27 protein-coding genes are annotated in these 26,277 nt (G+C 71.9%); 8 read left to right on the top strand and 19 right to left on the bottom strand.

Translation table 11 applies throughout. The annotated features are described in order from the left end of the window. The first annotated feature begins 84 nt into the window (after nt 1-84). Together R2S09_RS22855 and R2S09_RS22860 are read left to right on the top strand one after the other, a co-directional pair. Complete coding sequence (locus R2S09_RS22855) at nt 85-756, top strand: TrkA family potassium uptake protein (protein ID WP_306192468.1); 672 nt, start codon at nt 85-87, stop codon at nt 754-756. Beyond that, nucleotides 756-1,433, top strand: a complete 678-nt coding sequence (locus R2S09_RS22860; protein WP_306192469.1) for a TrkA family potassium uptake protein — start codon at nt 756-758, stop codon at nt 1,431-1,433. The genes R2S09_RS22855 and R2S09_RS22860 overlap by 1 nt, the downstream gene beginning before the upstream one ends. A 366-nt stretch (nt 1,434-1,799) precedes the next feature. Here R2S09_RS22860 and R2S09_RS22865 read toward each other — a convergent pair whose 3' ends face one another. From R2S09_RS22865 to R2S09_RS22900, 8 genes are all read right to left on the bottom strand, one after another. Continuing rightward, a complete protein-coding gene (locus R2S09_RS22865) occupies nt 1,800-2,558 on the bottom strand; it encodes a DUF3159 domain-containing protein (protein ID WP_306189760.1) in 759 nt (252 codons plus the stop codon). Nucleotides 2,559-2,561: 3 nt separating this feature from the next. Further along, on the bottom strand, nt 2,562-2,960 hold the full coding sequence (locus tag R2S09_RS22870; RefSeq protein WP_078917104.1) for an OB-fold nucleic acid binding domain-containing protein: 399 nt from the start codon (nt 2,958-2,960) through the stop codon (nt 2,562-2,564). A 58-nt stretch (nt 2,961-3,018) separates the two neighbouring features. Continuing rightward, nucleotides 3,019-3,705: a response regulator gene (locus tag R2S09_RS22875; RefSeq protein ID WP_316742943.1), complete on the bottom strand. Its 687-nt coding sequence runs from the start codon at nt 3,703-3,705 to the stop codon at nt 3,019-3,021. Beyond that, a complete protein-coding gene (locus tag R2S09_RS22880) occupies nt 3,702-6,293 on the bottom strand; it encodes a sensor histidine kinase KdpD (protein ID WP_316742945.1) in 2,592 nt (863 codons plus the stop codon). The genes R2S09_RS22875 and R2S09_RS22880 overlap by 4 nt, the downstream gene beginning before the upstream one ends. 239 nt (nt 6,294-6,532) lie before the next feature. After that, nucleotides 6,533-7,243: an ABC transporter ATP-binding protein gene (locus R2S09_RS22885; RefSeq protein ID WP_306189763.1), complete on the bottom strand. Its 711-nt coding sequence runs from the start codon at nt 7,241-7,243 to the stop codon at nt 6,533-6,535. 202 nt (nt 7,244-7,445) lie between these two features. Beyond that, a complete protein-coding gene (locus R2S09_RS22890) occupies nt 7,446-8,216 on the bottom strand; it encodes a DUF3710 domain-containing protein (protein ID WP_306189764.1) in 771 nt (256 codons plus the stop codon). A gap of 1 nt (nt 8,217) precedes the next feature. Continuing rightward, complete coding sequence (dut, locus tag R2S09_RS22895; protein WP_399144428.1) at nt 8,218-8,796, bottom strand: dUTP diphosphatase; 579 nt, start codon at nt 8,794-8,796, stop codon at nt 8,218-8,220. Beyond that, a complete protein-coding gene (locus tag R2S09_RS22900) occupies nt 8,793-9,377 on the bottom strand; it encodes a PaaI family thioesterase (RefSeq protein ID WP_306189765.1) in 585 nt (194 codons plus the stop codon). The genes dut and R2S09_RS22900 overlap by 4 nt, the downstream gene beginning before the upstream one ends. Before the next feature lie 57 nt (nt 9,378-9,434). On the opposite strand from R2S09_RS22900, the gene R2S09_RS22905 reads away from it, so the two are divergent. After that, complete coding sequence (locus R2S09_RS22905) at nt 9,435-9,908, top strand: DUF3093 domain-containing protein (RefSeq protein WP_306189766.1); 474 nt, start codon at nt 9,435-9,437, stop codon at nt 9,906-9,908. A 112-nt stretch (nt 9,909-10,020) separates the two neighbouring features. Here the strand turns inward: R2S09_RS22905 and R2S09_RS22910 are convergent, their stop codons facing one another. From R2S09_RS22910 to R2S09_RS22925, 4 genes are all read right to left on the bottom strand, one after another. Beyond that, entirely contained in the window at nt 10,021-11,052 is a 1,032-nt protein-coding gene (locus R2S09_RS22910) for a hypothetical protein (RefSeq protein ID WP_316742948.1), read from the bottom strand. A 13-nt stretch (nt 11,053-11,065) separates the two neighbouring features. Next, complete coding sequence (locus R2S09_RS22915) at nt 11,066-11,362, bottom strand: DUF4193 domain-containing protein (RefSeq protein ID WP_003997302.1); 297 nt, start codon at nt 11,360-11,362, stop codon at nt 11,066-11,068. A gap of 406 nt (nt 11,363-11,768) precedes the next feature. After that, nucleotides 11,769-13,001 carry a HAMP domain-containing sensor histidine kinase gene (locus tag R2S09_RS22920; protein WP_316742950.1) on the bottom strand — a complete coding sequence of 411 codons (1,233 nt, stop codon included), beginning with the start codon at nt 12,999-13,001 and terminating at the stop codon, nt 11,769-11,771. 6 nt (nt 13,002-13,007) lie between these two features. Further along, the gene (locus tag R2S09_RS22925; protein WP_306189769.1) at nt 13,008-13,661 is read right to left on the bottom strand and encodes a response regulator transcription factor; all 654 of its coding nucleotides are present in this window, start codon (nt 13,659-13,661) and stop codon (nt 13,008-13,010) included. 451 nt (nt 13,662-14,112) lie between these two features. Between R2S09_RS22925 and R2S09_RS22930 the strand changes: the two genes are divergently transcribed. Beyond that, nucleotides 14,113-14,286, top strand: coding sequence for a hypothetical protein (locus R2S09_RS22930; RefSeq protein ID WP_181446635.1), 174 nt, complete (start codon nt 14,113-14,115; stop codon nt 14,284-14,286). Nucleotides 14,287-14,407: 121 nt separating this feature from the next. Here R2S09_RS22930 and R2S09_RS22935 read toward each other — a convergent pair whose 3' ends face one another. Beyond that, nucleotides 14,408-15,247 (bottom strand): inositol monophosphatase family protein, encoded by an 840-nt coding sequence (locus tag R2S09_RS22935; protein ID WP_316742971.1) that lies wholly within the window; start codon nt 15,245-15,247, stop codon nt 14,408-14,410. 8 nt (nt 15,248-15,255) lie between these two features. Then, nucleotides 15,256-16,383, bottom strand: coding sequence for a ferrochelatase (locus tag R2S09_RS22940; protein ID WP_306189770.1), 1,128 nt, complete (start codon nt 16,381-16,383; stop codon nt 15,256-15,258). A gap of 168 nt (nt 16,384-16,551) precedes the next feature. Here R2S09_RS22940 and R2S09_RS22945 point away from each other — a divergent pair, with 168 nt between their 5' ends. Continuing rightward, entirely contained in the window at nt 16,552-17,790 is a 1,239-nt protein-coding gene (locus R2S09_RS22945) for an MFS transporter (RefSeq protein ID WP_306189772.1), read from the top strand. Continuing rightward, complete coding sequence (locus R2S09_RS22950; RefSeq protein ID WP_316742954.1) at nt 17,750-19,069, top strand: D-arabinono-1,4-lactone oxidase; 1,320 nt, start codon at nt 17,750-17,752, stop codon at nt 19,067-19,069. The genes R2S09_RS22945 and R2S09_RS22950 overlap by 41 nt, the downstream gene beginning before the upstream one ends. Here R2S09_RS22950 and R2S09_RS22955 read toward each other — a convergent pair. Next, nucleotides 18,993-19,826, bottom strand: a complete 834-nt coding sequence (locus R2S09_RS22955) for a hypothetical protein (protein ID WP_316742956.1) — start codon at nt 19,824-19,826, stop codon at nt 18,993-18,995. The two genes, R2S09_RS22950 and R2S09_RS22955, sit on opposite strands and share 77 nt — an antisense overlap. 499 nt (nt 19,827-20,325) lie before the next feature. Here R2S09_RS22955 and sepH point away from each other — a divergent pair, with 499 nt between their 5' ends. Then, nucleotides 20,326-21,351 (top strand): septation protein SepH, encoded by a 1,026-nt coding sequence (sepH, locus tag R2S09_RS22960; protein WP_306189775.1) that lies wholly within the window; start codon nt 20,326-20,328, stop codon nt 21,349-21,351. 316 nt (nt 21,352-21,667) lie between these two features. On the opposite strand, the gene R2S09_RS22965 is transcribed toward sepH, so the two are convergent. Beyond that, complete coding sequence (locus tag R2S09_RS22965) at nt 21,668-22,519, bottom strand: sulfurtransferase (RefSeq protein ID WP_316742958.1); 852 nt, start codon at nt 22,517-22,519, stop codon at nt 21,668-21,670. A 264-nt stretch (nt 22,520-22,783) separates the two neighbouring features. Between R2S09_RS22965 and R2S09_RS22970 the strand changes: the two genes are divergently transcribed. Beyond that, on the top strand, nt 22,784-23,647 hold the full coding sequence (locus R2S09_RS22970; protein ID WP_316742959.1) for a VOC family protein: 864 nt from the start codon (nt 22,784-22,786) through the stop codon (nt 23,645-23,647). A gap of 90 nt (nt 23,648-23,737) precedes the next feature. Here the strand turns inward: R2S09_RS22970 and R2S09_RS22975 are convergent, their stop codons facing one another. The 3 genes from R2S09_RS22975 to R2S09_RS22985 form a co-directional block, all read right to left on the bottom strand. Then, a complete protein-coding gene (locus R2S09_RS22975; protein WP_306189778.1) occupies nt 23,738-24,388 on the bottom strand; it encodes a thymidine kinase in 651 nt (216 codons plus the stop codon). 69 nt (nt 24,389-24,457) lie between these two features. Further along, the gene (locus R2S09_RS22980; protein WP_306189779.1) at nt 24,458-25,648 is read right to left on the bottom strand and encodes an alkaline phosphatase family protein; all 1,191 of its coding nucleotides are present in this window, start codon (nt 25,646-25,648) and stop codon (nt 24,458-24,460) included. Beyond that, nucleotides 25,648-26,244 (bottom strand): DUF5998 family protein, encoded by a 597-nt coding sequence (locus R2S09_RS22985; RefSeq protein WP_306189869.1) that lies wholly within the window; start codon nt 26,242-26,244, stop codon nt 25,648-25,650. Before R2S09_RS22985 ends, R2S09_RS22980 begins: the two co-directional genes overlap by 1 nt. Between the last annotated feature and the right edge of the window lie 33 nt (nt 26,245-26,277).

The raw sequence follows: 26,277 nt of genomic DNA on the forward strand, positions 1-26,277 counted from the left end.
CCCGCACCGCGCATGTGTAGCTTGTCCCTCTGTCTGAGACCCTGATGGGGCTGAGCAGTAGCTGTTGACACCGGAAGGACGGTCGTGCACATCGTCATCATGGGCTGTGGGAGAGTGGGCTCCGCTCTCGCCCAGACCCTGGAGCAACAGGGGCACACGGTCGCCGTGATCGACCAGGACCCCACCGCCTTCCGCCGACTGGGTCCCGGGTTCGGCGGCCGCCGGGTCACCGGGATCGGCTTCGACCAGGACACCCTGCGCGAGGCGGGCATCGAGGAGGCCGGCGCCTTCGCCGCCGTCTCCAGCGGCGACAACTCCAACATCATCTCCGCGCGGGTGGCCCGGGAGATGTTCGGCGTGGAGAACGTCGCGGCCCGGATCTACGACCCCCGCCGTGCCGAGGTCTACCAGCGCCTGGGCATCCCGACCGTGGCCACGGTCCGCTGGACGGCCGACCAGATGCTGCGCCGGCTGCTGCCCTCGGGCGCGGAGCCGCTGTGGCGCGACCCCACCGGCGGGGTCCAGCTCGCCGAGGTACACGCCTCCCCGAAGTGGGTCGGCCACAAGATCAGCAAACTGCAGGAGGAGACGGGCGTCCGCGTGGCGTTCCTGACCCGCCTCGGCGAGGCGATCCTGCCGTCCTCGCAGACGGTGCTGCAGGAGGGCGACCTCGTGCACGTGATGATGCGGACGGACGACGTGGAGAAGGTCGAGGCAGCGTTCGCCGAGGGCCCCGAAGAGGAGGGCGGTCACTGATGAGGGTCGCCATTGCCGGTGCCGGCGCGGTCGGTCGCTCGATCGCGGGCGAGCTGCTGGAGAACGGCCACGAGGTCCTTCTCGTCGACAAGGCGCCGACCGCGATCTCGGTCGAGCGCGTTCCGCAGGCCGAGTGGCTGCTGGCCGACGCCTGTGAGATCACTTCCCTGGACGAGGCGGCGCTGCAGCGCTGCAACGTCGTGATCGCCGCGACGGGCGACGACAAGGTGAACCTGGTCGTCTCCCTGCTGGCGAAGACGGAGTACGGCGTGCCGCGCGTCGTGGCCCGGGTGAACAATCCGAAGAACGAGTGGCTGTTCAACGAGGCGTGGGGCGTGGACGTCGCCGTGTCCACTCCGCGTCTGATGTCCGCCCTGGTCGAGGAGGCGGTGAGCGTCGGCGACCTGGTGCGCCTGCTCCGCTTCAGCCACGGCGACGCCAACCTGGTCGAGCTGACCCTGCCGGAGGAGTCGGCGCTGGCCGGCACGCAGGTCGGCGAGGTCCAGTGGCCCCAGGACACGTCCCTGGTCACCATCATCCGCGGCAACCGCGTCCTCACCCCGTCCCAGGAGGACTCCCTGGAGGTGGGCGACGAACTGTTGTTCGTCGCCGCGCAGGCCCGCGAGGGCCAGCTGGAGGACCTGCTGTCGGTGCGACGGGAAGGCTCGGAGGACTGAGCCCCTACGGGAGTACGACGGGAAAGGGCGCCTTGTGATCACGGGGCGCCCTTTCCCGTCGCGGGGGCTGGGGCTTGCGAGCCCGGTATGGCGGTCGGGGCGACAGCCGTGAGCCCGCCTCGCGGCCATGACCACCCGACTACAAGCCCCCGGGTGCGGCAACAGGCGGGCGACGGTCATGCCTCGCAGCGGCGACGCACCGGCTGCCAGCCCCCAGATTCGGCGGGCTCCGGGCGGCTGCCAGACCTCGCGGCCACGACCGCCCGACTACAAACCCCCGGATTCGGCAGGGGACGGGCGGCCGCCAGGCCTCGCGGCCATGACCACCCGACTACAAGCCCCCCGGGTGCGGCAACAGGCGGGTGGTCAGGCCTCTCGGCGGTGGCGGCCCGGCGTGGTGCCGCGGCCTTCGGCGGCAGCCGCCTTGCGTTCCTCCTCGGCCTTCTCCTCCGCCTCCATCTCCGCGAACACGTCGATGGGAGCGGGGGCCTTGGCCAGGAAGAGCCAGGTCAGGTAGACCGCCAGCAGGAAGGGCGGGATCTTGAGGATGATCAGGACCCAGCCGAGCTGAGTCGTGTCCGCCCACCAGTACAGCGGGAAGAGGATCGCGCACTTGGCGAGCAGGATCAGACCCCAGGCCCAGCTGGCCTTGGCGTACGCCTTCTTGCGGCCCGGGTTGCGGGTGCGCCAGGAGAGGTTCTCCTTGAAGACCGGGCCGAGGATCAGGCCGATCAGCGGGACGCCGGCGAGCGTGGTGACGATGTACGCGAGGCCCAGGCCCAGCGTGTAGAGCATGCCCGGCAGGTAGAAGTCCTTGGCGTTGCCGGTCATCATCGCGAAGACCACACCGAACGCCACGCCGAAGACACCGCTGAAGGCGTGCTTGACGGTGTCCCGCATCGCCAGCCGGACCACGACCAGCACCACGGAGACCGCGAGCGCGGCGATCGCCGACCAGTGCAGGTCCTTGTTGATCGTGTAGATGGTGACGAAGAGCAGGCCGGGCAGGACGGTCTCGACCATGCCCCGGACTCCGCCGAACGCCTCGAACAGCGCGGCCTCCGTCACCGCCCTCGCCTCATCGCCGGCGGTCGTCTCTTCGGTCGGCTTGTCGAGTGACGTCACGGGCTACTCCCGTCCGAGGGGTCGCAGTTCGTACTTGGGGTTGAACAGCACCCGGCGGCCCCGGCTCATCGAGATCCGGCCCGATGCGATCAGCTTGCGCCCCGGTTCTATCCCGACGATGGAGCGCCTGCCGAGCCAGACCACGTCCAGGGCGGCGGAGCCGTCGAACAGCTCGGCCTCCAGTGCCGGGACGCCCGCGCGCGGACGCAGGGTGACCGTGCGCAAGGTACCAGTAACGGTGACGATCTGCCGGTCGTGGCAGTCACCGATCCGCGTACAGCCCGCGGTGTCGGCGTCCTCCCGCAGCTCCTCGGACTCCAGGTCCTCCTGCGACGAGGAGAGCCGGTCGAGCATGCGCCGGAACCGGCCGACCGGCTTTTCGGAACGAGGAACAGCACTCATATCTGAAGCGTACCGGTGCACACCGACACCGCCGTAACCCCGCTCACCCCGTTCGCCCTCACCGTTCGAAGCGGTAGCCCATCCCGGGCTCGGTCACGAAGTGCTTGGGGTGCGACGGGTCGGCCTCCAGCTTCCGGCGCAGCTGGGCCATGTACACCCGCAGGTAGTTGGTCTCCGTCCCGTACGACGGCCCCCACACCTCCTGCAGCAGCTGCTTCTGGCTGACCAGGCGGCCGGTGTTGCGCACCAGCACCTCCAGCAGGTGCCATTCGGTCGGGGTCAGCCGTACGTCCTTGCCGCTCCGGGTGACCTTCTTCGCGGTCAGGTCGACGGTGAACTCCTCCGTCTCCACCGTCGTCACGTCGTCCTCGCCGGCCCCCACCGGCTCGGCGCGGCGGACGGCGGCGCGCAGCCGGGCGAGCAGCTCGTCCATGCCGAAGGGCTTGGTGACGTAGTCGTCGGCGCCCGCGTCCAGCGCCTCGACCTTCTCGTCGGAGGAGTGCCGGGCGGACAGCACGAGGATGGGAACCCGGGTCCAGCCGCGCAGTCCCCGGATCACCTCCACGCCGTCCATGTCGGGCAGGCCCAGGTCGAGCACGACCACGTCGGGGTGGCGGGAGGCGGCCAGGTCGAGGGCGGTCCGGCCGTCGGGCGCGGCGTCGACCTCGTACTTGCGTGCCTTGAGGTTGATCACGAGGGCGCGCACGATCTGCGGCTCGTCGTCGACCACCAGCACCCTGGTCATGAAACCTGCCTTTCTGCGTGTACGGGGCTGTGCGCATCCTCGGGGCGGTACGTCCCGGGGCGGTACGTCCCCTCGGGGCGCGTGTCGGGGCCGGCGTCGGCCGCCCGGAGGCTGAGGACCATGGTGAGGCCGCCGCCGGGTGTGTCCTCGGCGGCGAGGGTGCCGTTCATGGCCTCGGCGAAGCCGCGGGCGACCGCGAGGCCGAGGCCCACGCCCGCTCCGCGCGGGGCGTCGCCGTGCCGCTGGAACGGCTCGAAGATGCGGTCCTTGGCCTCGTCCGGCACGCCGGGACCGCGGTCGACGACGCGGACCTCGACCCGGTCGGCGATGGCGCTGGCGGACACCAGGACCGGTTCGTCCGGCGGACTGTACTTCACGGCGTTCTCCACGACGTTGGCCATCGCCCGCTCCAGGAGCCCGGCGTCCACGGCGACCATCGGCAGCGTCTCGGGGACGTCCAGGTCCACGCTGTCCTCGGGCACTCCGCCGAGCGCCATCGGCACCACCTCGTCGAGGTCGATCTCGCGGATCAGCGGGGTGACGGTGCCCGTCTGCAGGCGGGACATGTCCAGCAGGTTGCCGACCAGGTGGTCCAGCCGGTCGGCGCCGTCCTCGATGCCTTCGAGCAGTTCGGCCCGGTCCTCCTCGGACCACTCGACGTCCTCGGACCTGAGCGAGGAGACCGCCGCCTTGATCCCGGCGAGGGGCGTGCGCAGGTCATGGCTGACGGCGGCGAGCAGCGCGGTGCGGATGCGGTTGCCCTCGGCGAGGGCGCGGGCCCGGTCGGCCTCCTCCCGCAGGCGCCGGCGGTCCAGCACGACGGCGGCCTGGGCGGCGAAGGCGGCCAGCACCCGGCGGTCGGAGGCGGGCAGCACACGTCCGGTCAGGGCCAGCGCCATGTGGTCGCCGACGGGCATGTCCACGTCCGCGTCCTCCGGACGGTCCAGCGGCCCTCCCGTGCCGACCCGTCCGGCGCACGTCCACGGGTCCACGTCGCCGCGCCGCTCCAGCAGCGCCACCGACTCCATGCCGAAGGTCTCCCGGACCCGGTCCAGCAGCGCCTCCAGGCTGGTCTCGCCGCGCAGGACGCTGCCCGCGAGGAAGGACAGTATCTCCGCCTCGGCACGCAGCCGGGCGGCCTGGTGGGTACGGCGCGCCGCGAGGTCCACCACGGACGCCACCGACACCGCGACCCCGACGAAGATCGCGATGGCGACGATGTTCTTGGGGTCGGCGATGGTGAGCCGGTGCAGCGGCGGTGTGTAGAAGTAGTTCAGCAGGAACGACCCGACGGCTGCCGAGGCCAGCGCCGGCAGCAGCCCGCCCAGCAGGGCCGCCGCCACCGTCACGGTGAGGAACAGCAGCATGTCGTTGGCCAGGCCCAGGTGCACGCCGTTGAGCAGCAGCGCGAGGACCACCGGCGCCACGACGGCCATCACCCAGCCGGAGACGATCCGGGCCCGGCCGAGCCGGGCGCCGCGGGCCACGGGCAGTCCGCGGCCCTTGGCGACCTCCCCGTGGGTGACGATGTGCACGTCCAGGTCGGGGCCCGACTCGCGGGCCACGGTGGCACCGACTCCCGGCCCGAACACGTACTGCCAGGTCTTGCGGCGCGAGGAGCCCAGCACGATCTGGGTGGCGTTCACCCCGCGGGCGAAGTCGAGCAGCGCGGCCGGTATGTCGTCGCCGACGACGTGGTGGAAGGTGCCGCCGAGGTCCTCCGCGAGGGTGCGCTGGAGGGCCAGCTCCTTGGGGGAGGCGGCGGTCAGTCCGTCGCTGCGGGCGACGTAGACGGCCATGACTTCGCCGCCGGCGCCCTTCTCGGCCAGGCGCGCCGCCCGGCGGATCAGGGTGCGGCCCTCGGGGCCGCCGGTCAGGCCCACCACGATCCGCTCGCGCGAACCCCAGATCTTCGACACCTGGTGCTCGCTGCGGTAGCGCTGCAGGTACTCGTCGACCCGGTCGGCCACCCAGAGCAGGGCGAGCTCGCGCAGGGCCGTGAGGTTGCCGGGCCGGAAGTAGTTGGACAGGGCCGCGTCGACCTTGTCGGACGTGTAGATGTTGCCGTGCGCCATCCGGCGGCGCAGCGCCTCCGGCGACATGTCGACCAGCTCGATCTGGTTCGCCCGGCGTACGAGCTCGTCGGGGACGGCCTCCCGCTGCGGTGTCCCAGTGATCGACTCGACGACGTCGCCGAGGGACTCGAGGTGCTGGATGTTGACCGTGGAGATGACGTCGATACCGGCCGCGAGCAGCTCCTGCACGTCCTGCCAGCGCTTGGTGTTGCGGGAGCCGGGGACGTTGGTGTGGGCGAGGTCGTCCACCAGGGCGACCGCCGGGGCGCGGCGCAGCACCGCGTCGACGTCCATCTCGGTGAAGGTGCTCCCCCGGTGCTGGAGCTCCCTGCGCGGCAGCTGTTCCAGGCCGCGCAGCAGCACCTCGGTGCGTGGCCGGTCGTGGTGCTCGACGAAGGCGACCACGCAGTCGGTGCCGCGTTCGATGCGGCGGTGGGCTTCGGAGAGCATCGCGTAGGTCTTGCCCACGCCCGGTGCCGCGCCGAGGTAGATCCGAAGCTTGCCGCGTCCCATGGCCTCCATTGTCTTCCCGTCACAGGTGTGCACGCAGCGTCGACCTTACGGCCAACAATCCAGGCAAAAGGTGCCGGGCGGGGACAGGAACCCGTCTTTGACGCAACTCTGACGCCCGGCGACGCGACTCCGACGCCCGGGACGCGGCGCGGCAGGGTGGCCGCCGGCGCGGTGTCCGGCCGGATCCGGGGCTCGGTCGAGCCGTCGTCTCAGTGCTCGCTGTCTCGCCGTCTGCTCGGCTATCTCGCGGCCGTCACCGTCTGCTCGGCCATCTCGCCGTCGCGGAGCTCCAGGACCCGGTCGGCGAGGTCCAGAAGGGCCAGGTCGTGCGTGGCGACCAGGGCGGTCACCTGCTGGCTGTGCACGACGGCGCGCAGCAGCTCCATCACGGCGAGGCCGGTCTCCGCGTCCAGCTGTCCCGTCGGCTCGTCGGCTATCAGCAGGGCGGGGTCGTTCGCGAGTGCGCGGGCTATGGCGACGCGCTGCTGCTGGCCGCCGGAGAGCTCGCCCGGCCGCTGCCTGGCGTGGTCGGCGAGGCCGACGAGGGACAGCAGCAGCTCCACGCGCTCCTCCCGCTCCCGCGGGTCGGCGCGCCGCAGGCGCATCGGCACCCCGACGTTCTCGGCGGCCGTCAGGATGGGGATGAGTCCGAAGGACTGGAAGACGAAGCCGATGCGGTCCCTGCGCAAGGCGAGCAGCCCGTCCTCGCCGAGCTCGGAGAGGTCGCGGCCGTCGACGTGGACGCTGCCCCGGTCCGGCTCGTCGAGGCCGCCCACGATGTTGAGCAGGGTGGTCTTGCCGGAGCCGGAGCGCCCCTTGAGGGCCACGAGTTCGCCCCGCGGCACCTCGAAGGAGACCCCGCGCAGGGCGTGCACGGCGGCCGCCGCCTGCCCGTAGGACTTGTGGACGTTCTCGACGCGCACCATGGTCTCGGTGACGACCTGGCTCATGTGCCCTCCCCCGCTCTGCTCCCCCGTGGACCGTGCGCCAGTATCACGACCGGCACCCGCCCCTTCAATCCCTCGGTCCGACAACGCACGGCGCCCCGCGATGGTTTCCGTACGAAGGTCTTTTCTGCCGAGATCGTCGCACCCGGTTCCCGGACACGGCGAAGGGCCGCACCCCCGAGGAGTGCGGCCCCCACATCGCCGTTCAGCGCACCTCGGTGATCTCCGGGCCGCGCTGCAGCTGTCCCATGCCGCCCGCGAAGCGGGACTGGCCCTCGTCCTGCTGGACACCCTCGGGCACCATCTGGGCGTCGTTCGGCAGCTTCAGGACGATCGGGTCGCGAGGTGCCATCGGGCCCTCGCCGCGGACCACCACCGTGTCCCTGAAGATCTGCTCGAGCAGCCCGGCCGCCTGCGGCTGCACCGCGCCCTGTCCCGAGATCACCCCGCGCAGGAACCAGCGGGGGCCGTCCACACCGACGAACCGTACGACCTGGAAGCCGCCGGTGCCGTCCGGCAGCTGGACCGGCACCTGGGCGCGCAGCTCCCAGCCCAGCGGTCCTTCGACCTCGTCGACGATGCCGCCCTGCTGGGTGATGCCGGTGGCGATCTCCTCGCGCACCTCGCCCCAGATGCCCTCGCGCTTGGGCGCGGCGAAGGCCTGGAGCTGGACGGCGCTGTCGCGCAGGACGACGGTCGCCGCGACGATCGCGTCACCCGCGACCTCCACCCGCAGCTCCATGCCGTCGACACCCGGTACGAACAGACCCCCGAGGTCCACCCGGCCCTCGCCCGGGTCGCGCACCTCGGAGCCGTCCCAGGGCCCGTCGGGCCGCGGTTCGGGCTCGAGCCTCACCCGCTCGCGCTCGGCCTCTTCCTCCGCTTCGTCCGCCTCGGTGTCGACGCTGTCGACGACCTGCTCGGCCTCGCCGGCCGCGTCCTCGGCGGCACCCTTCTTCTTGCGACGTCCGAACACGTCACTGTCCTTCCCGGTCGGATACGACCGAAGCGTATCGATTCCCACCCGCCTGACCGCCCATGGCGGCCCGACCGTTTGTGCCGCTCACGCCGTCCACCGCGGCGTGGCCACCGGTGGACCCGAAGCCCCCCTCGGCCCGCGCCGAGTCGGGAAGCTCCGCCACCTCCTGGAAGCGGACCCTCTCGACCTGCTGAACGACCAGTTGGGCAATCCGGTCGAAGCGCTCGAACCGCACGGACTCGCGCGGGTCGAGATTCACCAGGATCACCTTGATCTCCCCACGGTACCCGGCATCAACCGTCCCCGGGGCATTCACGAGGGCGACACCGCACCGGGCGGCGAGGCCGGAACGTGGGTGCACGAAGGCCGCGTACCCCTCGGGGAGCGCGACAGACACGCCCGTGGGCAGTACGGCCCGCTCCCCGGGCGCCAGTTCGCAGTCCACGGTGGTGCGCAGATCGGCACCCGCGTCACCGGGGTGCTCGTACGCCGGAAGCGGGACGTCGGGGTCGACGCGCCGGATCAGCACGTTCAGGGGCGCATGCCCGCCGGGACCCGTGGGGCTGGCGGGGCTCACGGGTTCACCTCGAAGGCGCGGGCCCGGCGCACCTGGTCCGGGTCGTTCATGGCCGCCTGGATCTCCTCCTCGCGGCCGTGCTGCACGAAGTGGTCGACCTTCACCTCGATGAACAGGGCCTCCGCGCGGACCGCGACCGGCCCGTCGGGGCCGCCGACGCGGCCGGTGGCCCTCGAGTAGATCTTCCGTCCGGCCACCGCGGTGACCTCGGCCTCGAGATGCAGCGTGGTGCCGACGGGCACCGGTCGCACGAAGTCGGTCTCCAGCCGTCCGGTGACGGCGATGGTCCGCAGCAGCCAGTTCAGCGAGCCGAGGGTCTCGTCCAGGGCGGTCGCGAGGACCCCGCCGTGGGCGAGGCCGGGCGCGCCCTGGTGGGCGGGCTGCACGGTGAACTCGGCGGTGATGCCGACGCCCTCCCCGGCCCGGGCCTGGAGGTGCAGCCCGTGCGGCTGCAGACCGCCGCACCCGAAACACTCGCCGTAGTGTGCGCCGAGGAGCTCGCCGGGCGCGGGGGCGTCGGGGTGCCGTACGGGTTTCACGGCGTCGGCGGGGGGCTGAAGAGCTGCGGAACTACCACTCACAGGCGCAGACCTTACCCGCGGCTGAAGCTGTCGCCGACACCGTGCCAAGCTAGCTTCATGCAGCTCTCCGCCCAGCCGTACGAAGAACGTCTCACCGCGCCCCGCTCCTGGTGGCTGATCAGCTTCCTCGTGGGTCTCTCGTGTGCCCTGATCCTGCTCCCCTTCGGCACCCTGCCGATGCTCGGCGGCCTGGTCGGCGGCACCGCGGTCGCGGCGATCACGGCCAGCTCGTACGGCTCCGTACGCATCCGTGTCGTGGGCGGCTCGCTGATCGCCGGCGAGGCGAAGGTGCCGGTCACGGCGCTGGGCGAGGCGGAGATCCTGGACGCGGAGGAGGCGCGCGCCTGGCGCACCTACAAGGCGGACACCCGTGCCTTCCTGCTGCTGCGCGCCTACATCCCCACCGCGCTGCGCGTGGAGGTCACCGATCCGGACGACCCGACGCCGTACCTGTACCTGTCGACGCGTGAGCCGCAGCGTCTGGCGGAGGCACTGCGGGCGGCGCGGGCGGCGGCACCCGGGGCCGCGTAGGCGGCCTCGCCGGGTCCCCGCTGGGGTCCTTCGCCGGGTCCCCGCTGGGGTCCTTCGCCGGGTCCCCGCTGGAGGCGCACCGCGGGCGCGCAGGGGGCGCGCAGGGCGTGATTCAGCGCCGGCGGCGCTCGCCGTCTCCCGTGGCGTCGTCGCCGGCCCCGCTTGCGTCGTCACCGGTTCCGGTGGCGCCCTGAGAGGTTCCGGTGGTGCCCGCCACCGGCAGAGGGTTCTCGGGGGTCTCCAGGGGCGGCAGCGCGGCCAGGTCGTCCCAGGGGACCTGGATCTTGCGCAGGTCCGCGCGGACGCGGGCCGCGAGCTTCTTGGTGTCGCGCCGGTTGATGACGGCGCCGACGGCCGCGCCCACCAGGAACGGCATCAGGTTCGGCAGGTCCCGCACCATGCGCTTCATGATCTGCTGGCGCAGCTGACGCTTCATGTGGCCACCGAGGGCCGCGTCGACCGTCGACGGCTTCATCACGTCGATCCCGCGCTCCCCCGACCAGGAGGACAGATACGCGGTACTGCGGACCTTCAGGTTTCCGGGGGGCCGCACCCCGTACACCTCGTGGAGTTCGGCGATCAGCTTGAGCTCGATCGCCGCGACTCCGGTGATCTCCGTGGCCAGTTCGGTCGGCATCGCGGGCGGTACCGGCAGCATCGCGGCAGCGCCGATCCCCGCTCCGATCGTCGAGGTGCCGTTGGCCGCTCCGGCCACCAGCCTGTCCGCGAGCTGCTCGGGCCCGAGGCCCGGGAACTGCCGGCGGAGCGTGGCGAGATCGCGTACGGGGACCCGCGGGGCGATCTCGATGATCCGGTCGGCGAGGTGGCCCAGTGCCGCCCTGCCGCGGCTCCCGCTCTTGCGGACGCCGGTCCTGGCTGCCTCCCGGGCTCTGCTGCGGATGGCGGCGGCCCGCCGTCGGGCGACGGGCGCGCCCCCTTCCGCCGCCTCTTCCGCGGCGGCGAGGTCACCCCCGCGGACCTGCTCGAGCGAGGCCGATCCCGTCGATGCCGTGGCATCTGTCCGGTCGGACGGACGGGATGGGCCTCGCTCGTGGTCACGCGCGCTGTGGGGGCCGTCGTGCGGCCCCGAGTCCGCTCCCCTGCGAGGGAAGCGGCGCTTCCAAGGAGGGGTCGAGCCGGTCACGGCCGACCCCGCCTCAGTCGCAGTCGCGGCAGATCGGCTGGCCGTTCTTCTCGCGGGCCAGCTGACTGCGGTGGTGCACCAGGAAGCAGCTCATGCAGGTGAACTCGTCCTGCTGCTTGGGCAGTACCCGGACGGCCAGTTCCTCATTGGAGAGGTCGGCCCCGGGCAGCTCAAGGCCTTCGGCGGCCTCGAACTCGTCGACGTCCACGGAGGAGGTCGACTTGTCGTTCCGCCGAGCCTTCAGCTCTTCCAGGCTGTCCGAGTCGACGTCGTCGTCGGTCTTGCGTGGGGTGTCGTAATCGGTTGCCATGTCGCTCTCCCCCTCTGGGTGTCTGCGGTGTCTCCAGCGCACGTAACGCGTGAGAGGCCGGACTTGTGCCCGCCTCGAGGCGGAGATTTTGCCTCACATCAAGGTCTGTTACTCAATCGACACCCAACCGGACTCCTCAAGAGTGATCGGCTTGGATGGCGATGGGGACCGTACACGGTTCGATTGGCGCAGTTCAAAGCGGTCTCACCGTGTACTTCCCGTGATCAGGACCCTTGAAAACCAGGACTTTCCCGGCTTTTCAGCCCTCCCCATGATCACTCAGAGTAGATGGCCGGAAATTCGTGCATGTGATCGATCACACAGGGGAGGGTTGCGGCGACCGACCGAAAATTCCGCTCAAAGCGAACATCCTTCGGGGATGGGCGCCATGCCGGGGGTCATGATCTCAGATCGGCAGGGTGACGCGCATCACGAGCCCGCCCCCCTCGCGCGGCTGGGCCGAGATGAGGCCGCCGTGCGCCCGTGCCACCGAGCGCGCGATCGACAGGCCCAGTCCGACGCCCTTGTCGCTGCCGGTGCGCTCGGTCCGCAGCCGTCTGAACGGCTCGAAGAGGTTGTCGATCTCGTACGCCGGAACGACCGGCCCGGTGTTCGTGACCACCAGCACCGCCTGGCCGTGCTGGACGTCCGTGTCGACCTCCACCCAGCCCTCTTCCGCCACGTTGTACCGGACCGCGTTCTGCACCAGGTTCAGCGCGATACGCTCCAGCAGCACTCCGTTGCCCTGGACCACGGCGGGCTTGCACGCCCCGCGGATCTCCACGCCCTTGGCCTGCGCCTCCGCGTGCACCTGGTCGATGGCCTGCGTGGCCACCTCGGCCAGATCCACCGGCTTGCGCTCGACGATCTGGTTGTCGCTGCGGGCAAGCAACAGCAGGCCCTCGACGAGCTGCTCGCTGCGCTCGTTGGTGGCCAGCAGCGTCTTGCCGAGCTGCTGGAGCTCCACCGGGGCGTTCGGGTCGGACAGATGCACTTCGAGGAGGGTGCGGTTGATCGCCAGCGGTGTGCGCAGCTCGTGCGAGGCGTTGCCGACGAAGCGCTGCTGGGCGGTGAAGGCCCGCTGCAGCCGCTCCAGCATGTCGTCGAACGTGTCCGCGAGCTCCTTCAGCTCGTCGTCCGGGCCGTCCAGCTCGATCCGCCGGGACAGATCGGAACCGGCCACCGCGCGGGCGGTCCGGGTGATCCGGCCGAGCGGCGACAGGACGCGGCCCGCCATGGCGTAGCCGAAGGCGAAGGCGATCACCGCGAGCCCCAGCAGCGCCAGCAGCGAGCGGCTGAGCAGGTCGTCCAGGGCATGCTGGCGCTGCTGGTTCACGCACGCGTTCATGGCGTTGTTGAACTCGCTGGGCGAGGCCTTCTCCGGGAAGTTGCAGATCGAGCTGGTGACGCTGCCCTCGACGATCTTGAAGGGCAGCTCGCTGCCCGCGTTGAGCGCCTGGGCGGCCAGCAGGTAGATGATCGACAGCAGCAGGATGCCGGCGATCAGGAACATGCCGCCGTACAGCAGCGTCAGCCGTATCCGGATGGTGGGGCGCAGCCACGGGAAGGGCGGTTCCGGCCTTCTCGGGTCCCACGTGGGCTTCGGGGGCGCCTGGGGCGGCGCGGGTGTCGCGGCCACGGCGGATCAGATCCGGTAGCCGGAGCCGGGCACGGTGACGATCACCGGGGGCTCGCCCAGCTTGCGGCGCAGGGTCATCACGGTGACACGCACGACGTTGGTGAACGGGTCCGTGTTCTCGTCCCAGGCCTTCTCCAGCAGCTGCTCGGCCGAGACGACCGCGCCCTCGCTGCGCATGAGGACCTCCAGGACGGCGAACTCCTTCGGCGCCAGCTGGACCTCCCTGCCGTCGCGGAAGACCTCGCGGCGGTTGGGGTCCAGCTTGATCCCGGCACGCTCCAGAACGGGCGGCAGGGGCATGCTGGTGCGCCGGCCGAGGGCACGCACGCGTGCCGTGAGCTCGCTGAACGCGAACGGCTTGGGCAGATAGTCGTCGGCGCCGATCTCCAGGCCCTCCACACGGTCGCTGACGTCGCCCGACGCGGTGAGCATCAGCACGCGCGTGGGCATGCCGAGCTCGACGATCTTGCGGCAGACGTCGTCGCCGTGCACCAGCGGGAGGTCGCGGTCGAGGACGACCACGTCGTAGTCGTTGACGCCGATGCGCTCCAGGGCGGCCGCACCGTCGTACACGACGTCGACGGCCATGGCCTCCCGGCGCAGTCCGGTGGCCACCGCATCGGCGAGCAGCTGCTCGTCCTCGACGACGAGTACGCGCACGTCGCTTGTCCTTCCTGATGTCCACCCGTGGAGCGCCACTGGGGCGCACGCGGGCAGGGGCCTTCATGGGTGTGTGCCTCCATCCTGCCCTTTTCGGCCATAAGTCGGCTGTAAGCCGGGGAGGCGGGCGGTCCGCGGACGGGCCGTGCGGGGCACGGGGGCCGGGCGCTCGAGGGACGAAGGGGCCGGGAACGCCGAATTTTCTTCCGTGGTTCAGGTTTCCGCGGGCGGGAGCCGGGGGAGGACGGCTTTACACCCCGCGATCACGCTCTGCATGTGCCGCACGACCATGCGGTACCCCGCGATCAGCTTCCGCAGAGTGGGCGTGGGTGTCCGGCACCGTCGCCGCCCAGCAAGGGCAGCGCTGGGCACCTACTGGAGACGTGATCGCCCCTTCCGAACGGCACACCCCCGTGCCACCGACCCACGACCCAGGACGAGGGGGCGCAGCATGGACGCATTCACCGCAGGACTTCTGCAGCGCATAAAGGCGACCGAGTCCGACCTGACGCGGGCTCGTGACGAGGGCGACGACTTCCTCGTCGAGGTGGAGCTGGGCGAACTCGACGACCTGCGCCGCCTCGCCGCCGAACACGGTGTGGAGGTCGGCGTGTCCGGCGTCTGATCCGCGTGTGGTCGAGCGACCGCACACGAACGGGACCCCCGGCGTTCAGCGCCGGGGGTCCCGTTGTGCTCACTCTGCGGGAGAGCCGAAGGGGCTCGGCAACCCGTGGGCGACGAGCTGTCTAGGCGCCGTCGTGCCCGTCGTGCCCGTCGTGCCAGGCGCCGAAGTCCTCCAGGAGGTTCTGGAGGGGCTCGAAGACCCCCGGGCTCGCCGCTACGGTCAGGTCGCGGGACAGGCGTTCTCCGGGGCGGCCGCCGGTCCGGGCGCCCGCCTCGCGGGCGATCAGGTCGCCCGCGGTGTAGTCCCAGGGGTTCAGGCCGCGCTCGTAGTAGCCGTCGAGGCGGCCCACGGCCACGTCGCACAGGTCGATCGCGGCCGAGCCGCCGCGCCGGATGTCGCGCACCAGCGGGATCAGGCGGCGGGCGACGTCGGCCTGGTGGGCGCGGACCTCGGCGACGTAGTTGAAGCCGGTGGAGATCAGGGCCTGGTCCAGGGCCGGTGCGGGGCGGCAGGCCAGCTTGCGCTCGCCGGCCCAGGCGCCGGTGGCCCAGGCGCCCCGGCCGCGCACCGCGTGGAACGTCTCGCCGCGCATGGGAGCGGTCACGACTCCGACGACGGGCTCGCCGTCCTGCTCGGCCGCGATGGAGACGGCCCAGGTGGGCAGGCCGTAGAGGTAGTTCACCGTGCCGTCGAGCGGGTCGATCACCCAGCGGATGCCGCTGGTGCCCTCGACTGAGGCGCCCTCCTCGCCGAGGAAGCCGTCGTCGGGGCGCCGGTCGGAGATCAGACCGGTGATCAGTTTCTCGGCCGCGATGTCCATCTCGGTGACGACGTCGATCGGGCTGGACTTGGTGGCGGCGACCGCGAGGTCGGCCGGGCGGCCGTCCCTCAGCAGCGCGCCCGCGCGCGCGGCGGCCTGGAGGGCGAGCTGGAGCAGTTCGGTGTGCAGGGAGTCGGTCACTGTGGTCCTCACGCGTACGGGCTGTCGGCGCCCGCGGCGGCGGGGCGCGGGGCGCGGGCCGGGCAGCAGCCCACCGGGCAGACGTCGTGGCTCGCGCCCAGGGTGCCCAGGGCGCACGGCGTGGCCTCCTGGCCGCGTTCCGTGCGGGCGCGCTCCAGGATCAGGTCGCGGACCGCGGCGGCGAACCTCGGGTCGGCGCCGACCGTGGCCGAGCGGCGCACCGGCAGGCCCAGTTCCTCGGCCTTGGCCTTGGCCTCCGTGTCGAGGTCGTAGAGGACCTCCATGTGGTCCGAGACGAAGCCGATGGGCGCCATGACGACCGCCGGGGCACCTGCGGTGTGGCGGTCCTCCAGGTGGTCGCAGATGTCGGGTTCCAGCCACGGGATGTGCGGGGCGCCGGAGCGGGACTGGTAGACGAGCTGCCAGGGGTGGTCGACGCCGGTGCGCTCGCGGACCGCGTCGGCGATCAGCCGGGCCACGTCCAGGTGCTGGCTGACGTAGGCCCCGCCGTCTCCGTGGTCGCCGACGGGGCCGGAGGTGTCGGCGGCCGAGGTCGGGATCGAGTGGGTGGTGAAGGCGATGTGGGCGCCGTCGCGGACGTCCTCGGGGAGATCGGCGAGGGATTCCAGCACGCCCTCGATCATGGGTTCGACGAAGCCGGGGTGGTTGAAGTAGTGCCGCAGCTTGTCGATCCTGGGCAGCTCCAGGCCCTCGGCCTCCAGGGCGGCGAGCGAGCCGGCGAGGTTCTCGCGGTACTGGCGGCAGCCCGAGTAGGAGGCGTAGGCACTGGTGGCCAGGACCAGGATGCGGCGGCGGCCGTCACGGACCATGTCCCGCAGGGTGTCGGTGAGGTAGGGCGCCCAGTTGCGGTTGCCCCAGTAGACCGGCAGGTCCAGGCCGTGGTCGGCGAAGTCCTTGCGGAGGGCGTCCAGCAGGGCGCGGTTCTGGTCGTTGATGGGGCTGACGCCGCCGAACAGGAAGTAGTGCTGCCCGACTTCCTTCAGGCGTTCCTTCGGGATGCCGCGCCCGCGTGTCACGTTCTCCAGGAACGGGACCACGTCGTCCGGCCCCTCCGGGCCGCCGAACGAGAGCAGGAGCAGGGCGTCGTACGGGGTGGCATCGAGCGCGTCTGGCATGTCTCGATCCTGCCACCCGGCGCTGACAGCCGGGATCCCGACCCGCATGGGCGTGTGCGTCGGGGCCGCTTCATGAGCGTGTGCAGCGGCGTCATCGAATCCGTAAGCTGTATCGGCTACCTACGCGCCTTACCGCAGCCCGGCCTCACCGCACCCCGGAGACCTCCCTTGCCCAGCCCCTATCGCGCCCTGTTCGCCGCCCCAGGCTCCAAGGGCTTCTCCGCCGCGGGGTTCATCGGCCGTATGCCGCTGTCGATGATGGGCATCGGCGTGGTCACGATGATCTCCCAGCTCACCGGGCGCTACGGGCTCGCGGGCGCGCTCTCGGCCACCATCGCGCTGGCCGCCGCCGCGCTCGGGCCGCAGATCTCGCGGCTGGTCGACCGGTACGGGCAGCGCCGCGTGCTGCGGCCGGCCACGCTGGTCGCGCTGAACGCGGCGGCGGGGCTGCTGCTCGCCGCGTACTTCCGGTGGCCGGACTGGGTGCTGTTCGTGTGCGCCGCCGGGATCGGTTCGGTGCCGTCCCTGGGCGCGATGGTCCGTGCGCGCTGGGCGGCGCTGTACCGGGGAACCCCGCAGCTGCACACCGCCTATTCGTTCGAGTCGGTGGTCGACGAGGTCTGCTTCATCTTCGGACCGATCGTCTCCATCGGCCTGTCCACGGCCTGGTTCCCGGAGGCGGGGCCGCTGCTCGCCGGGTGCTTCCTGGCCGTGGGGGTCTTCTGGCTGACCGCGCAGCGGGCGACGGAGCCCGCGCCGCACCCGCGCGAGCACCACGGCGGCGGCTCGGCGCTGCGCTCGCGCGGGCTGCAGGTGCTGGTGGCCACGTTCGTGGCGACGGGGTCGATCTTCGGCGCGGTCGACGTGGTCACCGTGGCGTTCGCCGACGAACGGGGACACAAGAGCGCGGCGAGCGTCGTGCTCGCGCTGTACGCGGCGGGCTCCTGCACGGCGGGCGTGCTCTTCGGCCTGCTGCGGCCGTCCGGGGCGCCCGCCCGTCGCTGGGCGCTGGGCATATGTGCGATGGCCGTGAGTATGATCCCCCTCCTACTGGTCGGAAACCTGCTGTTTCTGGCCGTGGCGCTGTTCGTCGCGGGCCTGTCCGTCGCTCCCACCATGATCACGACGATGGCCCTCGTCGAGGAGCACGTACCACGCGCGCACCTGACCGAGGGCATGACCTGGGTGAGCACCGGACTCGCGGTCGGCGTGGCGTTCGGTTCGTCGGTGGCCGGCTGGGTGATCGACGCGGCCGGTGCGCGGGCCGGGTACGGGGTCCCGGCGGTGTCCGGGGCCGTCGCGGTCGCGGTGGGTTTCCTCGGGTACCGCCGGCTCAGCAGGCCGGCTCCGGGTCGGGGAGGCTCCGTTGAGCAGCACAGCGAGCGCGAAGAACGGCACGTGGCGTAACTGGGGCGGCAACGTCGGTGCCCGTCCCGCGCGGGAGGTCGCACCCGCCTCGGTCGAGGAACTGGCGGCCGCGGTCCGGCGGGCCGCCGAGGACGGCCTGAAGGTGAAGGCCGTCGGTACGGGTCACTCCTTCACGTCCATCGCCGCCACCGACGGCGTCTTGATCCGTCCTCAACTCTTGACGGGCATCCGCACCATCGACCGCGACGCCATGACGGTCACGGTGGAGGCCGGCACACCGCTCAAGAGGCTCAACATGGCGCTCGCGCGGGAGGGCCTGTCCCTCACCAACATGGGCGACATCATGGAGCAGACGGTGTCCGGGGCCACCAGCACCGGCACCCACGGCACCGGCCGGGAGTCCGCGTCGATCGCGGCCCAGATCAAAGGCCTGGAGCTGGTGACGGCGGACGGCTCGATGCTCACCTGCTCCGACAAGGAGAACCCCGAGGTCTTCGCGGCCGCGCGGATCGGCATGGGCGCGCTGGGCATCGTCACGGCGATCACCTTCGCCGTCGAGCCGCTCTTCCTGCTCACCGCCCGCGAGGAGCCGATGCCTCTGGAGAAGGTGCTCGCCGAGTTCGACCAGCTCTGGGCGGAGAACGAGCACTTCGAGTTCTATTGGTTCCCGCACACCGGCAGCACCAACACCAAGCGCAACAACCGCAGCGCCGGTCCCGAGGCACCGGTGGGGCAGCTGGCCGGCTGGTTCGAGGACGAGTTCCTCTCCAACGGCGTCTTCCAGGTCGCCAACTGGGTGGGCCGCGCGGCGCCCGCCACCATCCCCGCGATCGCCCGGGTCTCCAGCCGGGCACTGTCCGCGCGGACGTACACCGACATCCCCTACAAGGTCTTCACCTCCCCGCGCCGGGTGCGGTTCGTGGAGATGGAGTACGCCGTCCCGCGCGCGGCCCTGCCCGACACCCTGCGCGAGCTGAAGGCGATGGTGGACCGCTCCGGTCTGCGGGTGAGCTTCCCGGTGGAGGTGCGCACCGCGCCCGCCGACGACATCACCCTGTCCACCGCCTCGGGCCGGGAGAGCGCGTACGTCGCGGTCCACATGTTCCGGGGCACTCCCTACCAGCGGTACTTCACCGCCGCGGAGCGGATCTTCACCGCGCACGAGGGCCGGCCGCACTGGGGCAAGATCCACACCAGGGACGCGGAGTACTTCGCCGGGGTCTATCCGCGCTTCGGCGAGTTCACGGCGCTGCGGGACCGGCTGGATCCTGAACGTCTGTTCCAGAACGACTACTTGCGGAGGGTTCTGGGGTCGTAGCGGACGCGCTGGGCGCCGGGTCCGGGGCGCCGGTTCCGGCCGTGCTCCCCGTCTCCGGGGTTCCGGTGCTCTCGCCGCCGCTGCCGGTGCCTCCGGTGGCGTCCGCGGTCGGCGACGGGCTCACCGCCGTATCGCCGTCCCCGCGGCCGGAACCGCCCCCGTGCGGGGACGTGCCGTCACCGGTCCCGGCCGGTGCGGTCCGCGAGTCGGACGGAACCGGCGTCCGGTCGCCGGCCGGGCCGGACGGGGAGGACGGCGCGCGCCGGCCGGTCACGGCGTCGCCGACGGTCGTACCCTTCCCGCCGCTGAAGCTGTCGCCCGACACCAGTTCGTAGGCGGTGATGCCGGCCATGGTGACCCCGAAGACGAGAGCGGCCGCGACCACGGGCCGCTTCCAGCTCCTGACCCGGGCCCGGTAGACGGTGCCGGGTGTGAACTCCCCCGGGAGCAGCGGTGTCCGGCCGCCGTGGACGGACGCCGGGACCGGTCTGGACGAGGCGGCCGTCGCGTCGCGGAGGTGTTCGCCGGTGCGCCGGAAGAAGTGCTGGAAGACCGAGCCGCCGCAGGTGGCGACGACACTGACGACACCGGCCCCGAGGATCGTGCCGTAGACGCCGAAGTAGGAGGCCAGCTTCGCGGCCACCACCGCAGCGACGGCGCTGCCCGCGACCTGAGGCACGCTCAGGTCGATCCGCTTCTTCTTCGTCACCCCCTCACCCGCGCTCCGCACGCCACCGTTGTCGGGCCTTTCACGCATACCCGGACCTTGCCTGCCTCTCCCGCACATGATCGAGCACAGCCGGCCCTTCGGGACGCGATCGGCCGACTGCACGAGAAAGGGACGTACGGACGGAACCGTTAGTTCCGTTTCTGGTGAATACGTGAAGTACGCCACGTTCATGATCGAGGAAACCGGTCAGGGAGGGCCAAGTCCCGTCCCTTGCCAGAAGTTGGACGGCGCGCCAATCCACGCACCTGGTCCAAATGGAGTACTGTTGCGAGCCCTGGGTCCGGTCTCCCGCCAGGGCGTCCGGGGCCTTGCTGGACCGCCGGGAGGGGGCTGGTCGCACAGGGTGACGGAGTTGGTCACTGAGCGTTGTGAACAGGTAACCGTGCCATAACGGCGGTCCAGGGCCCGCGCCCGACACGCCGGGCAACTCGGCAAGGTTGTGGCAGGCTGCACCCGGGCAGGCCACACTCGACTAGCGGAAGCAGCGACGCACGTGACGTCGGCAGGCACCACCCGGGAGGTCCCCATGCCCGAACTGCGTGTCGTGGCCGTCTCCAATGACGGCACACGGCTGGTGCTGAAGGCTGCGGACAGCACGGAGTACACGCTTCCGATCGACGAACGGCTCCGCGCCGCCGTGCGCGGCGACCGTCCCCGCCTCGGCCAGATCGAGATCGAGGTGGAGAGCCATCTCCGCCCCCGTGACATCCAGGCGCGGATACGAGCCGGTGCGACCGCGGAAGAGGTCGCCCAGCTCGCCGGCATCCCCGTGGACCGGGTACGGCGCTTCGAGGGCCCCGTGCTCGCCGAGCGCGCCTTCATGGCCGAGCGGGCCCGCAAGACCCCGGTCCGCCGCCCCGGCGAGAACTCCGGCCCGCTGCTCGGCGAGGCCGTCCAGGAGCGGCTGTTGCTGCGCGGCGCAGAGAAGGACACCGTCCAGTGGGACTCGTGGCGCCGCGACGACGGCACCTGGGAGGTCCTGCTGGTCTACCGGGTCGCGGGCGAACCGCACTCGGCGAGCTGGACGTACGACCCGCCGCGGCGCCTGGTGCAGGCCGTCGACGACGAGGCGCGCGCCCTGATCGGGGAGTCCGACGACCTCGGGGCCCCCGAGCCGAGCTTCCCGTTCGTGCCGCGCATCGCCCGGCTGCCGCGCGACCGCTCCTTCGACCGGGACCGTCCCGCACTGCCGGCGCAGGCGCTGGAGCCGGCCGAGGAGAGCACGGGCGAACGCGACTCGCTGACCAGCCTGCTGGAGGCGGTGCCGAGCTTCCGCGGCGACCTCGTGGTACCCGAGCGCGCACCGGAACCCGCGGAGGAACCCGACCAGGAAGCGGCGGTGGAGGAACCCCCCGCCCCGGCGGCCTCCGCCGGCGCCGGATCCGCCTACGCGGACGTGCTCATGCCGCGCTCCGTCGGCAGCCACCGCGACCGGCTCATCGGCGCCACCGACCGTCAGGCCGAGGCGGACGGCGTCCGCCCCGGCCGCCGCGCCGCCGTCCCGAGCTGGGACGAAATCGTGTTCGGCACCCGCCGCAAGAAGCAGGAGTAGGAGCAGCGACAGGCGGCGCAGGCGGCGCGCCGTACGACGCGACGCGAGGGAGAGGGACGCCCCGCCCGGGCGTCCCTCTCCCTCGCGTTGCCCGCACGCCGGTCGGGGGCCTTTCGCCGGTTGCCCGCACGCCTGTCGGGGGCCTTCCGGTGGTTGCCCGCACGCCGGTCAACCACCAGGCCAGGAGATCCTCCTCCCGGGGTACCCGAACGCAGGCTCGGCCGACGGCCGGGCACTCCTCCCGCTGGTGCCGGTGGCCCGCACGACCCGTCTGATCCTCTGATCGGACGGTCGTCCGGTCGTCCGCTCGTCCGGTCTACTGCGGGTCCGGTCCTACCGCCACCGGACGGGACGGGTCCGCGGACCACTCCGACCACGAGCCGACGTACAGGGCCGCCGGAATCCCCGCCACGGCCAGCGCCAGGGCCTCGTGCGCCGCGGAGACGCCCGAACCGCAGTAGACGCCCACGTCCTTGCCTTCGGCCGCGCCCAGCGCCTTGAACCGTGCCTGGAGTTCGGCCGCGGGCAGGAAGCGCCCGTCCGGACCGACGTTCTCCGTCGTCGGCGCCGAGACCGCTCCCGGGATGTGGCCGCCCACCGGGTCGATCGGCTCCACCTCGCCGCGGTACCGCTCCCCCGCGCGCGCGTCGAAGAGCACCCCGGACCGGGCCAGCGCCGCGGCCCCATCGGCGTCGAGCAGCGCCACGGCGCCCGGCGCCGGTGAGAAGTCGCCCTCGGCCGGCTCGGGCACCGCGGTCTCCAGCGGCCCCTCCCAGGCGGCCAGCCCGCCGTCCAGGACCCGGACGTCGGGGTGCCCCGTCCAGCGCAGCAGCCACCACGCGCGTGCCGCCGCCCAGCCCTGTCCGCCGTCGTACACGACGACCGGCCGGCCGGCGCTGACCCCCGCACGGCGCATCGTGGCGCCGAACTCCTCGACGTCGGGCAGCGGATGACGGCCGTTCGAACCCGGGGCGGAGGCCAGTTCGCGGTCCAGGTCGACGTAGACGGCTCCGGGGATGTGCCCGGACTCGTGGACGGCGCGCCCGTCGAAGGGCGGCTCGCCGGCCGCCTTGGCCACGCTGAGCTGCCAGCGGACGTCGAGCAGCACCGGCGGGTTCGGCCCCGCCAGGACGCTCGCCAGGTCGGATGCGGAGATGATGGCGTTCATGGTCACCATCCTCGCGCACGGGGTGGCCGCCGCGTCCAGGTCCGACTAATGTGCTCGGCCGGACAGGTCCGGTCACGACCCGTATGGGATCGGCCACATGCTGTACAGCCGATCGATACCTGTCGGCAAGCGCACCGAAACGCGCGGGAAACCGCGGAACGGGCATTCTCCGGGCAGGGAGCCGCTGTTGGGCGGGGCGAGCATCGGCTCGGGTCCGAGGAGCGGAATCGACGCGGCCATCGCGAGGCCGAGAAGAGAGTGACGATGACCGAGGCACCGGAGTCGTCAGGCGACAGCCGCCGGGCACACGCGCGGTACGCGCCCGGCACGCCCTGCTGGGTGAGCCTGATGGTCCACGGCATGGCCGCGACCCAGACCTTCTACGGGGAGCTCTTCGGCTGGGAGTTCCGGCCGGGCCCCCACCAGCTCGGCCCCTATGTGCGGGCCCTGCTGGACGGGCGGGAGGTGGCGGGCATCGGCCAGCTGCCGCCGGACCGCTATCTGCCCATCACCTGGACACCGTATCTCGCCTCGGACGACGTGGATCTGACGGCCGAAACGGTACGGCTGTGCGGCGGCACGATCGGGGTGGGGCCGCTGGACGCGGGCGACGCCGGACGCCTGGCGATCGGCTCCGATCCCTCGGGCGCGGTCTTCGGCGTGTGGCAGGCCGCCGCGCACCTCGGCACGGGCCTCGGCGGTGTACCCGGAACACCTGTCTGGAACGAGCTGCGCACCTTCGAGACCGCCACCGTCGCCAAGTTCTACGAGACGGTGTTCGGTTACGAGGTCCAGCGGTCGTCGGCGTCCACCACCGAGGCGGACTCCGGAAACGGATCCGGATCCGGGTCTGGGTCCGGGTCCGGATCCGGCTTCGACCACGCGACCCTGTGCCTCGACGGCCGTGCGGTCGCCGGGATCCACGGTGTGGGCCACACCCTGCCCCGTGACCGCGGCCCGCACTGGGTGACGTACTTCGAGGTCGCCGACACCGACGACGCGACCGAACGCCTCACCGGGCTCGGCGGGCAGGTCCTGACCCCCGCCCGGGACACCGCCCACGGCCGCGTGGCCATGGTCGCGGACCCCGAGGGCGCCCGCTTCGCGCTGGTCTCCGGCGCACGGTGACCGTGCCCGTCACCCGCGTCGACCGCCGTCGCGCCGACCGGGTCCGTAACGCCGACCGGGTCCGTCACTCGCCTTGACCGGGTGCGTCCCTCAGGAGGGTGACACCGGCAGGACGTCCGGTGACAGTGCCGCGGCGTGGGCCGAGGCGGCCGTCATACGGCGGCGATGGTGCCGACGGCACAGAACCTCGTAGCCGATCTCGTCCGCGGAGTGGTTGACGTCACCGACGACCACCTGCGCGCCCTCGACGACCATGACCCCGCCGACCGTACGGGCGTTGTGGGTGGCGCGGGAGCCGCACCAGCACAGGGCCTCGACCTGGAGCACCTCGACCCGGTCGGCGAGTTCGACCAGGCGCTGGGAGCCGGGGAACAGCTTGGTGCGGAAGTCGGTCGTGATACCGAAGGCGTACACGTCGACGTCCAGGTCGTCGACCACGCGTGCGAGTTGGTCGATCTGCTCCGGGCCCAGGAACTGCGCCTCGTCCGCGATCACGTAGTCGGCGCGTCCGCCCTGGGAGAGATGGTCGACGATGTAGGCGTACAGATCCATGCCGTCCTCGACCTCCACCGCGTCCGTGACGAGACCCAGGCGTGAGGACAGCTTGCCCTCGCCCGCCCGGTCGTCCCGCGTGAAGATCAGGCCCTGCAGGCCACGCGCCGAACGGTTGTGCTCGATCTGGAGAGCCAGTGTCGACTTCCCGCAGTCCATAGTTCCGGAGAAGAACACCAGCTCGGGCATGGGAGGTCGGGCACCTTTCGGTGAGGTCGGCGGATACTGCGGTGCTGAGGAGAGGCGCGGGGAGAGGGTTCAGGAGCGTACTTGGAGCAAGGGGACCAGCTGTTCGGCAGGGGTCATCGAACCGTGGTTGCCCACCATCGACGATTCCTTCGGTTCCCGTTCCGAGGCAATGAGCAGCACGTCGTCGCGGGCGGCCGCCACCACGTCGCCGATCCGCGCGTACACGCGGTCGTCGATCCGCGGTCCGAACCAGCCCGCAGCCACCGCCTCGTCACGCGAGGCCACCCAGAACTGCTCGCCCAGCACCTCGCGCCAGCAGGTCAGCACGTCGCCCTCGGCGCCCGGTACGGCGTACACGTGCCGCGCGCGTCCCTCGCCGCCGAGCAGGGCGACGCCGGCGCGCAGCTCCCAGTCCTCGTCGAAGTCGATGCGGTGCTGCTCGTCGAACGGGATGTCGACCATGCCGTGGTCGGCGGTGACGTACAGCGCGCTGCGCGGCGGCAGCTGCTCGGCCAGGCGCTGGGCCAGCCGGTCGACGGCCATGAGCTGGCCGCGCCAGGTGTCGGAGTCGACGCCGTAGCGGTGGCCGGCGCCGTCGAGCTCGGAGTAGTACGTGTAGACGAGCGCGCGGTCGCCGGCCGCGAGCTGCTCGGCCGCGAGATCCATGCGGTCCTCGCCGGTCAGCCGCCCCAGGAACGTTCCGCCGCTGAGCGCGACCCTCGTCAGCGGCGTGTTCTCGAAGGTCGGGGAGGACACCTGGGCCGCGTGCACACCCGCCTGGTGGGCCAGCTGGAAGACCGTGGGGTACGGCTGCCAGGTGCGCGGTTCGCTGTACGGCTGCCAGCGCAGCTGGTTCATCAGCTCGCCGGTGGCGGGGTTGCGCACCGTGTAGCCGGGCAGGCCGTGCACGCCCGGAGGCAGGCCGGTGCCGACGGAGGCGAGGGAGGTCGCGGTGGTGGCGGGATAGCCGGCGGTGAGCGGGCGTCCGGTGCCACCGCGCGAGCTGCCCAGCAGCGAGGTGAGGAACGGCGCGTCCTCCGGGTGCGCCCGCAGCTGCTGCCAGCCCAGGCCGTCGATCAGGAAGACGCAGGCGCGGTCGACAGGGGCCAGCTCGGGGATCGCCGCCGTCATGTCCGGCACGCCCATGCCCGCGGCCAGCGTGGGCAGCAGGTCGGCGAGGGAACCGGAGCCGTACTCGGGGACGGGTGCGGACTCTACGGCCAGAGGTTCGGGGTGGTCCCAGGCGGTGGACTGTGTCATCAGCGGCTCAGGTCCGCGGTGGCCTCGGAGATGGCCTGGGCGAAGGCCAGGGCCTGACGCACCGTCTCGGGGCCGTCCCCGGCCTCGCTGACGCGCAGGCTCAGGTCGTCCGCCGTCGAGTTGCCCGTGTAGCCGTGGTCCGCCTCACAGCTGGGGTCGCCGCACGCGGCGGGTTCCAGGTCGATGCGCGAGACGGCGCCCCAGCCGATGGTCAGCACGACCTCGCGGGGCAGGGTGCCCGGCGTGTACTGCTCCGGGTTGGCCACCACCCGGCTGACCACGACCGACGAGATCCGGCCGATCTTGACCGACTCCGTGGACGTGGTGGCGTACGGCGTCGGGGAGGTGCTGTCGGCGGCCTGCTCGTCGGTGTGGCTGACGATGAACCGGTTGCCGGTGAGGACCAGCACCGTCACGTGCCGGCGCACCTCGTTCTGGTCGAAGGTGGTCTCCTGGTGGACCAGGTACGACCGGATGGGCTCGCCGCCCACGGCGGCCTCCACCGCCTCGGCCACGAGAGCCGGGTAGTAACCGCTGCGCTCGATCGCCGCCCGCAGCCCCTGGGTCGTCGTACTGGTCTTGGCCATGCCGTCCATCCTACGGGGGCGCACTGACTGCGAGGCACCGCT

The organism is Streptomyces sp. MK7, from assembly GCF_032658145.1.
Taxonomy (GTDB): Bacteria; Actinomycetota; Actinomycetes; order Streptomycetales; family Streptomycetaceae; genus Streptomyces; species Streptomyces spiralis.

Bases quoted from the DNA above. Each gene is read 5' to 3' on its own strand.
- R2S09_RS22860 (WP_306192469.1), top strand. From the start codon at position 756: ATGAGGGTCGCCATTGCCGGTGCCGGCGCGGTCGGTCGCTCGATCGCG.
- R2S09_RS22870 (WP_078917104.1), bottom strand. From the start codon at position 2,960: ATGAGTGCTGTTCCTCGTTCCGAAAAGCCGGTCGGCCGGTTCCGGCGC.
- R2S09_RS22875 (WP_316742943.1), bottom strand. From the start codon at position 3,705: ATGACCAGGGTGCTGGTGGTCGACGACGAGCCGCAGATCGTGCGCGCC.
- R2S09_RS22880 (WP_316742945.1), bottom strand. From the start codon at position 6,293: ATGGGACGCGGCAAGCTTCGGATCTACCTCGGCGCGGCACCGGGCGTG.
- R2S09_RS22885 (WP_306189763.1), bottom strand. From the start codon at position 7,243: ATGAGCCAGGTCGTCACCGAGACCATGGTGCGCGTCGAGAACGTCCAC.
- R2S09_RS22905 (WP_306189766.1), top strand. From the start codon at position 9,435: ATGCAGCTCTCCGCCCAGCCGTACGAAGAACGTCTCACCGCGCCCCGC.
- R2S09_RS22915 (WP_003997302.1), bottom strand. From the start codon at position 11,362: ATGGCAACCGATTACGACACCCCACGCAAGACCGACGACGACGTCGAC.
- R2S09_RS22930 (WP_181446635.1), top strand. From the start codon at position 14,113: ATGGACGCATTCACCGCAGGACTTCTGCAGCGCATAAAGGCGACCGAG.
- R2S09_RS22940 (WP_306189770.1), bottom strand. From the start codon at position 16,383: ATGCCAGACGCGCTCGATGCCACCCCGTACGACGCCCTGCTCCTGCTC.
- R2S09_RS22955 (WP_316742956.1), bottom strand. From the start codon at position 19,826: ATGCGTGAAAGGCCCGACAACGGTGGCGTGCGGAGCGCGGGTGAGGGG.
- sepH (WP_306189775.1), top strand. From the start codon at position 20,326: ATGCCCGAACTGCGTGTCGTGGCCGTCTCCAATGACGGCACACGGCTG.
- R2S09_RS22965 (WP_316742958.1), bottom strand. From the start codon at position 22,519: ATGAACGCCATCATCTCCGCATCCGACCTGGCGAGCGTCCTGGCGGGG.
- R2S09_RS22970 (WP_316742959.1), top strand. From the start codon at position 22,784: ATGACCGAGGCACCGGAGTCGTCAGGCGACAGCCGCCGGGCACACGCG.
- R2S09_RS22975 (WP_306189778.1), bottom strand. From the start codon at position 24,388: ATGCCCGAGCTGGTGTTCTTCTCCGGAACTATGGACTGCGGGAAGTCG.
- R2S09_RS22980 (WP_306189779.1), bottom strand. From the start codon at position 25,648: ATGACACAGTCCACCGCCTGGGACCACCCCGAACCTCTGGCCGTAGAG.
- R2S09_RS22985 (WP_306189869.1), bottom strand. From the start codon at position 26,244: ATGGACGGCATGGCCAAGACCAGTACGACGACCCAGGGGCTGCGGGCG.